General features: G+C 74.6%; 4 protein-coding genes and 1 pseudogene. 3 read left to right on the top strand and 2 right to left on the bottom strand.

All coding sequences use genetic code 11. From position 1 onward, the window contains the following. The coding region (locus CCN42_RS32900; RefSeq protein WP_245877578.1) for a hypothetical protein at positions 1 to 523 on the top strand (523 nt) is incomplete at its 5' end. Positions 524 to 806: 283 nt separating this feature from the next. Here CCN42_RS32900 and CCN42_RS32895 read toward each other — a convergent pair. Both CCN42_RS32895 and CCN42_RS32890 read right to left on the bottom strand, forming a co-directional pair. Continuing rightward, a complete protein-coding gene (locus tag CCN42_RS32895; protein ID WP_086741059.1) occupies positions 807 to 1,436 on the bottom strand; it encodes a hypothetical protein in 630 nt (209 codons plus the stop codon). 322 nt (positions 1,437 to 1,758) lie between these two features. Further along, positions 1,759 to 3,924, bottom strand: coding sequence for a RecQ family ATP-dependent DNA helicase (locus tag CCN42_RS32890; protein WP_086741057.1), 2,166 nt, complete (start codon positions 3,922 to 3,924; stop codon positions 1,759 to 1,761). A gap of 200 nt (positions 3,925 to 4,124) precedes the next feature. Here CCN42_RS32890 and CCN42_RS32885 point away from each other — a divergent pair, with 200 nt between their 5' ends. Both CCN42_RS32885 and CCN42_RS32880 read left to right on the top strand, forming a co-directional pair. Then, positions 4,125 to 5,879 carry a DUF4192 domain-containing protein gene (locus CCN42_RS32885; RefSeq protein ID WP_086741055.1) on the top strand — a complete coding sequence of 585 codons (1,755 nt, stop codon included), beginning with the start codon at positions 4,125 to 4,127 and terminating at the stop codon, positions 5,877 to 5,879. A 299-nt stretch (positions 5,880 to 6,178) separates the two neighbouring features. Further along, positions 6,179 to 7,963, top strand: a pseudogene (locus CCN42_RS32880) (glycogen debranching N-terminal domain-containing protein); the annotation flags it as partial. Between the last annotated feature and the right edge of the window lie 62 nt (positions 7,964 to 8,025).

The raw sequence follows: 8,025 nt of genomic DNA, 5'->3' as shown, positions 1-8,025 counted from the left end.
CCCCGCGGCTCCGCCGCGTCCTGGTCGTCCCGGCCCTCTCCGGCCCACGCCTCCGATGCAGCGGACGCCGCGTGACGCGGCAGCGGCCAACCCCGGCCCGGCCGGCCCCACCGCCTCCGCTTCGGCTCCGGCGACCCCGCAGATCCAGCTGATCCCGGCCTCGGCCGAGGGAGCGCTCGACGCCGCCGAGGAGGCCGTGGACCTCCTGCTGGAGTCGGGCCGCGCCCCCGGTGACGTGCTGGTGATCACCACCAGTGAGCCGCACCCGTGGGCCGCCCACGAGCTGTCCTTCGGCGAGGCCGCCTACTGGGCCCAGCACGACGCGCGCGACGACGTGTTCTACGCCGACGCCGCCGTCGCCGGGCGTGCCGCTTCCCGTCCCGTGGTCGTCGTCGCCGTCAACGGCGGCTCCGACGCCGTGGCCGCCACCGCTCTGCCCCTGGCCCGCGAGCGCGCCGGTGCCCTGCTGATCGTCTGCGGTGACCCGCAGCAGATCAACGCGGTGCTGAGCGTCGGGGTCTGAGCAGGGCCGAGTAGCCCCGGACCCGGGACGGGCGAGGCCGCGCACGCGCGACGGCTTCGGCGTGCCCGGACAGCCGGGGCGGGTGGGCCGCGTGTCGGCGTGGGCTCCGGTGTGGTGCCCAGGCGGTCGCGTGGTGCGCGACGCCGGTCCGGTTCGGCCGTTCCTGCCTGCGCGCGATCGGCCGGGGCGAACTCTGCCGTGGCCGACACGGAGGGCGGACCGTACGCGCTCGGTCAGGGGAGCGCGTACCGTCGCCCGGAGTCGTCATGGGGCCGTGGGCGGCTCAGCGTGCCGCCGCGCGGCGCAGCACCTCCGAGGCGGCGCCGCCGGTGCGTATCGGCGGTGGCGGTGCCTCGGACAGGGCGAAGGGCTCGGGTGCAGAATCCGCACTCGGACGGCGTCCGCCGCGTCCCTCACCGAGGACCTGCCAGCCGTCCCGGGTCAGTGTGATGTACGCCCCGCAGCGCAGTCCGTGGAGTGTGCAGGCGTCCCGCAGGCCCCACATCCAGGCCCCGTCCTCCTCCGTCCAACGCGCGTCGCCGTCCCGGCAGTACATCAGTACGGCCGTGCGCACCGGGGTGCGACGGCGCAGGTCGTGCGGGATGACCCGGCGCAGCTGGGCGAGGAGCGCGTTGCGGAACATCCAGCCGTCGGCCGGGGCCGGGCGACGGGTGAACGACGCGCTCGCCCGCACCCGTTCGTCCGGGTCGAGCACGGCCACGACCGCGGTGGCCGGCTGCGGATGATGCCGAACGTGCAGTCCGCTGACCACCTCGCGCGGGTTGCGCAGCAGGGGAATCCCGGCGGCGGCCCACTCCGCGGGTTCGAGCATGCGGGCCACAGGGTTGGCGGATGCGGCGGACAGGTCGGCGGACGACGTGGATGCCGCGGACGGAGCGAATCCGAAGGTCACGATCCTCCCTTCGGCTACGCGCCCACACTGCGGGCGGGGTTGGTTTCGGGGGAGCGCACACCGCAGCGGAGCCCTGCCTGATCACGGACGAGCCGTACGGGGAGCGGACTTCAATTCTTCCTGTCGAACCTGGAAGCGGCAACGAGCAATTGGGGCCACCGACCCTTATCGGATGGTGGGCGGCTTATATCCCTACCCAAAGGTATGGCGGGCGACGCCTGGGGGCGACGGTGCAGGCCAGGCCGGTGCTCCGGTGCCGCGGCGGCTGCCGGCGGCGGGTCGGTGACAGCGCGTCAGCGGGCTCGTGGCGCCGTGCCAGGGCTCAGCCCTGGACAGCCAGGACCAAGGGCAACACCCCTTCGGCGCCGGCTCGTCGGAGCAGGCGGGCCACGACCGCGAGGGTCCAGCCGGTTTCCGTGAAGTCGTCCACGAGCAGCACCGGTCCCTGGACGTCGGCCAGCGTGGCGGCGAGAGAGGCCGGCACGGTCAGCGCTCCGTCGAGCACCTTGAGCCGCTGGGCGCTGTTGCTCCGGGGGACCGGGCCGCTGTCGGCGGTGTACTCGACCGTGCCCAGGAGCGGCAGCCGTCCCACGCGCGCGATGTGCTCGCCGAGGGAGCCGATCAGCTGTGGCCGGGTGCGGGAGGCGACGGTGACGACACCGACGGGGCGCGGCCCCGCGTCCGGTGCCCCCGGTGCCCAGCCGCCGGGGCCCTTGGCCCAGTCGGCCAGAACCTGCACGACCGCCTTCGCCACATCGTCCGGCACAGGGCCGTCCGGTGCGTGGGGCGCGAACATCGGCCGCAGCCGGTTGCCCCAGCCGATGTCCGACAACCGGCCCAGCGCCCGCCCCGGAGCGGCCTGTTCACCCGTCGGGATACGGCCCTTCAGATCGACGCCGATCGCCGGCAGGCCGGTCGGCCACATCCGGCGCGGCTCCACCTCGACACCCGCCCGGCCCAGATCCGTGCGCGCGGCGTCCACGGCGGCCGTGGAGGTGTCCGCCGTGAAGCGGTGGCCCGCGCAGTTGTCACAGCGACCGCAGGGCTTGGCGCCCTCGTCGTCCAGCTGCCGCTGCAGGAATTCCATACGGCAGCCGCTCGTCGAGGCGTACTCGCGCATCGCCTGCTGTTCGGCCTTGCGCTGCCGGGCGACCCAGTCGTACCGCTCGGTGTCGTACGTCCACGGCCGCCCCGTCGCGATCCAGCCGCCCTTGACCCGCCGGACCGCCCCGTCGACGTCCAGGACCTTGAGCATCGTCTCCAGGCGGGAGCGGCGCAGCTCCACCAGGGGCTCCAGGGCGGGCAGGGACAGGGGGCGGTCCGCGCGGGCGAGGACGTCAAGGGTGCGGCGGACCAGATCCTCCGAGGGGAAGGCGAGGGAGGCGAAGTACTCCCAGATCGCCTCGTCCTCCCGTCCCGGCAGGAGCAGCACCTCGGCATGCGCCACGCCACGTCCGGCGCGACCGACCTGCTGGTAGTAGGCGATGGGGGAGGAGGGCGAGCCGAGGTGCACCACGAACCCCAGGTCGGGCTTGTCGAACCCCATGCCGAGGGCGGACGTGGCGACCAGCGCCTTCACCTTGTTGGCCAGCAGATCCTCCTCCGCCTGCTGCCGCTCGGCGTTCTCCGTCCTGCCCGTGTACGAGGCGACCGTGTGGCCGCGGTGCCGCAGGAAGGTGGTGACCTCCTCGGCGGCGGCCACGGTGAGCGTGTAGATGATCCCCGAGCCCGGCAGGTCGTCGAGATGGTCGGCGAGCCATGCCATCCGGTGCGCGGCGTCCGGCAACCGCAGCACACTCAGGCTCAGGCTCTCGCGGTCCAGCGGACCACGCAGCACCAAGGCGTCCGAGGAGCCTCCGGTGCCGAGCTGGTCGGCGACGTCCGCGGTCACGCGCGCGTTGGCGGTGGCGGTCGTCGCGAGCACCGGGACGCCCGCCGGGAGGTCGGCGAGCATGGTCCGCAGGCGCCGGTAGTCGGGGCGGAAGTCGTGGCCCCAGTCCGAGATGCAGTGCGCCTCGTCCACGACGAGAAGCCCCGTCGCCGCGGCGAGCGCGGGCAGCACCTGATCGCGGAAGTCGGGATTGTTGAGCCGCTCCGGGCTGACCAGCAGGACGTCCACCGCACCGGCGGCGATCTCCGCCTGGACGGCGTCCCACTCCTCGGTGTTCGAGGAGTTGATCGTCCGGGCGCGGATGCCGGCCCGCGCCGCGGAGTCGACCTGGTTGCGCATGAGCGCGAGCAGAGGGGAGACGATCACGGTGGGGCCGCTGCCCCGGGCGCGCAGCAGCGCTGTCGCCACGAAGTACACCGCGGACTTGCCCCATCCCGTGCGCTGGACGACCAGCGCCCGGCGCCGCTCGGCGACCAGCGCCTCGATCGCCCGCCACTGGTCCTCGCGCAGTCGTGCCGCGCCCGTGGCGTCCCCGACGAGGCGGGCGAGGACCGCGTCGGCCTCCGCCCGGAGATCCGCGTTGCTCGTGTGCTCCATGCGCTCCATACAACAGGACGGCACTGACAGTGGGCACGGCGAGAAGGGGGAAAGAGGACACGGCACCCGTCGGCACCCCCTCACCGGGCGTGGGTGACGTGTCCCTGATCGCAGTTATCCACAGGCCCAAACGGAGTTTTGCGTTCCGCGAGATCGTCTTCGCATGACGAATCACGGCGAAACCACCGGTTCCTTCGACAATGACGACATCACGGGACGGGAGGGGCGAGGGGCATCATGCTCCTGACGCTCGCAGCACCTCCGAAGCCGTCCCGAATCTCACGGCCGCCACCGACGCGGACGTCCTCGACGACCGGACCGAGACCCACCAGGTCACCTTGCGCACCCCGGCGGAACTCGCGGACGCCCTGCCGTATCTGCTCGGGTACCGGCCCGAGGACAGCATCGTGCTCGTCGCCCTGCACGACTGGGGCGGGCGCGGCAGGTTCGGCGGCCGGGCCCGGCTCGGCATCCCCGCCAACCCCGACGACTGGGCGTCGGTGGCCGCGGAGCTGACCCGCGGACTGATGACGGGCAGCGCCCGTCGGCGCGGCACCCCCGAGGGGATGGTGGCCTACCTCTGCCAGGATCCGGGCGCCGGCGAGACGGGCCGGCAGGTCATGGAACGGCTCCGGCCGCTGGCCGAGGAACTGCGGCGCAGGTGCAGCGCCGTCGGCGCCCCGGTGGTCGAGGCGATCTGCATCTCCGACGGAAGGTTCTGGTCCTACTGCTGCGAGAGGACGGGGTGTTGCCCGGCCGACGGTGAGCCGATGGGACTGCCCGGCACCTCGGTGCTGGCGGCGGCCGCCACCTACGCCGGGATCCAGGTGCGCGGCACCCTGCGCGAGCTGCGCGCCAGGCTGCTGCCGTGGGAGACCGCGGCCGCCCTGGAACAGGAGGTCGCCCTGGACACGGCCGGCACGGCGCTCGTGCCCAGGATCCTCGACGACTCCGGACGCGTCGACGTGGCCGAGGAGACGCTCGCGCTGGCCCAGAGGCTTATCGGACGGCTGGGCACGGCCCGACCGGTGACCGGAGCGCTTCTGGCGGACCTCCGTGACGACGAGCTGATCGACCATGACGAAGCCGCCGCGTTGATCCTCGGTTTGCAGGACCGCGCGACCCGTGACCGCGCCGCGGAGTGGATGGAGGGGGACGAGGCCGGGCCCGCCCTCCGGCTCTGGCGGGCGCTGGCCCGCCGCTGTGTCGGGCCCTATGCCGAGCACGCCGCGGCACCCCTGACCCTCGCCGGCTGGGTCGCCTGGTCGACCGGCGACGAGCTGGAGGCCCGTGAGGCCCTGGCCATGGCCCTGGGCGCGGACCCCGGCTATCTCTTCGCGCGCCTCCTCCACCAGGCGGTCAACGAGGGACTGGATCCGGAGTCGATCCGCCGCTGCCTGCGGGGGGAGCGGGAGGGCCGTACGTCTCGGGTGTCCGGCGCGGGTCATGACCCGGTGGCGGCGGACAGTACCGCTTCCGGCGTCGCGGAAGCGGTGGAGACGGTGGAAGCGGTCGAGACGGCAGAAGTGATGGAAAGGGCGGAAGCCGTGGAGAGGGCCGAGGCTGCCGCGCCGGACGGCGCTCAGCACTCCGCCGGCGCCACGCCCGCCGTACCTGCCGCGCCCGCCGTACCTGCCGCGCCCGAAGAGCCCGAAGAGCCCGAAGAGCCCGACCGTACGGACACCAGCGCCCACCCCACGCTCGCCCCGGCACCCGAAGCGTCCGCGCTCCGCCGCGCTCGGGCCCGCGCACTGCCCGCGGGGGTGAAGACGCCGAACAAGGCCGACGGGGGCCCGCGCTCCCGTAGGGCGGCCACAGGTACGCACCCGGGCGCGGGACGGGTCGGCGGCACCCGCCCGCGTTCCTCGAAGGCGCCCGCCCGGCGGCGCGGCAGCTGTCCGGAAGCCCCGCGTTCCGGCTCCGGCACCGGCGGCGGTACGCAGGAGGACACGTGAGCGTGGGACAAGGGGGTCGGAGTCGGTGCCGGCCCCGGTATCGGCGGGTGATGAGCGCCGTCGGCGGATGGCTGTCGCCCGGCCGCCGCCGGGCGACGAGCGGAACGGCCCGCTTCCGGCACCGTGGTCCGGAGGTGCCGGTCGATCGCAGCCGTGACCCACGGGAGCCCCGATCCGTTCACCTGAGTGGCGGAACGCCTGGACGGGACGTGCCGCCGTACCGCTCTTGTCCTGCCGGAAACCCTCAACCGGCGCCGGCCTCGCCCGAGGCGTACAGCGCGCAGAGGAAGTCGCTCGCGATGCACCAGCCGACTCCAGCCCGGCGGCCCGACGCTCCCCGTGAGCCTTCGGCGTGGGACGACGCCCCCCGTGGCCGTACGGCCGGGGGCAGCTCCCATCCGCTTCCTCCGCGCGGTGGTGGCAGAAGAGGAGTCGCTTCCACCGTGCAGTCCCACCGGGCCCCCGCAGCGGCAGCGCCCGCACCGCCGCCCGCGCCCCCGCGCCGCTCGGGGGAGCTGCCTCCCACCCACACCGCCCTCATCTGCGTCGCCCTTCCGGCACTCGCCGTCTCCGCCGGACAGGGCCAGCTGACCGGACGAGGACTGGAGGGCTTCTACCGCGCGGGGCGGCGACTTCTCTCCCGCTGCCAGGTCCGGGTCGCCGGGCGTGAGCCGCTCGCCGTGCAGGCCCGGATGACGGGTGCCGACCGGGCCCGCTTCGTGGGGACACTGTGCGTGTCCCCGCAAGCGGGACCGGACCCGGACATCTTCGTCGAGCGCGTCCGTCACGCGGACGGTACGGAGCGGATCATCCTGCGCAGTGCGGCTGCCCGCCCTTTGCGCCTGCCCCTGGAGGTGTCACTGGGCACGGACCTGGCGGCGCTCGGCGCCATCGCCTCGGGCAACGCCGGCCCGGAGCTGCCCGCCAGTGTCCACGACTCCGGTCTGCGCTGGTCCTGTCCCACCGGGGCGTCGTCGGTCTCCGCCGAGCCGCCGCCCGCCGACGCGCTGGCCGCCGCGGGGCTGCTGCGCTGGGAGTTCGAACTGCCCCCGGGCGGCAGCGCGAGCGTGGAACTACGGGTGCGCCTGGAGGGCGCGGCGCCCCTGCGGGCGGTCGGCCGCGCGGCCACGAGCCCACTCGCTCCCGCCGTCGCGACCGGCGACGACCCCCGGGCCGCGGCCCTCCTGCGGACCAGCGTCGAAGACCTGCAGGCCCTGCTGCTGCGCGACTACGAGCACGCCGCCGACACCCATCTCGCCGCCGGAGCGCCCTGGCGCTGCGGACCGGCCCCCGCCGAAGCCCTCGCGGCAGCCCGGATGGCCCTTCCCCTCGGCACCCGGCTGGCCGTCGGCACACTGCGGACCTTCGCCCGTACGCAGCTGGGTGGCACCGGCCCACGAGCCGGCCTGATCCCCGGGCCGCGCCGGGACGCCGGAGCCCATCTGCCACCGGGCTGCACCGGAACGGAGGCCACGCTGCTCTTCCCGGTGCTGCTCGCGGAGGCACGCCGCTGGGGCCTGCCGGAAGCCGAGACGGAAGAGCTGCTGCCGGCCGCCGAGCGCTGTCTGACCTGGCTGCGGACCACCGTGGGCGACGGCGTCTACCTGTGCGACCCACAACCCGGTGGCCCCGCCCGCTGCGAGACACAGGCATACGCCCACCGTGCCGCCCTGCTCGGCGCCGACCTGCTCGACGCCTGTGGCAGACCGGGCGGCGCCGGACTGCGGCAATGGGCCGGCGCACTCCGGGCCGCCTTCGAGGAGGATTTCTGGATCGACGACCCGGGCGGCGGTCGTCCGGCCGCTGCCCGCGCGCCGGACGGGCGTCCCGTCCCGCACTTCGGGAGCATGGCGGCGCACCTCCTGGACACCGGACTGCTCGGCGGTGGCGCACACGCCCCCGGACTGCTCGACCGCGTGCGGACCGAGCAGCTCGCCCGGCTGTTCGGCAACCCGGCGATGGACTGCGGCTGGGGGCTGCGCGGTCTGGGCGCGAAGGAAACGGGCCACAACCCGTTCGGCCATCGCAGTGGCGCCGTACGGGTCCACGAGACGGCGGTCGCCGTCGCGGGCCTCGCCGCCGCCAGGGTCCCGTGCAGCAGCGAGTTCGCCTCCTCCTCGTAGCCGGCGGCGGCGAGGCCCGCGAC

The sequence above is a fragment of the Streptomyces glaucescens genome (assembly GCF_002154375.1).
GTDB classification, from domain to species: domain Bacteria; phylum Actinomycetota; class Actinomycetes; order Streptomycetales; family Streptomycetaceae; genus Streptomyces; species Streptomyces glaucescens.
Note: the sequence above shows the minus strand (reverse complement) of the source record. Positions and strands in the feature narration are given on the sequence as shown.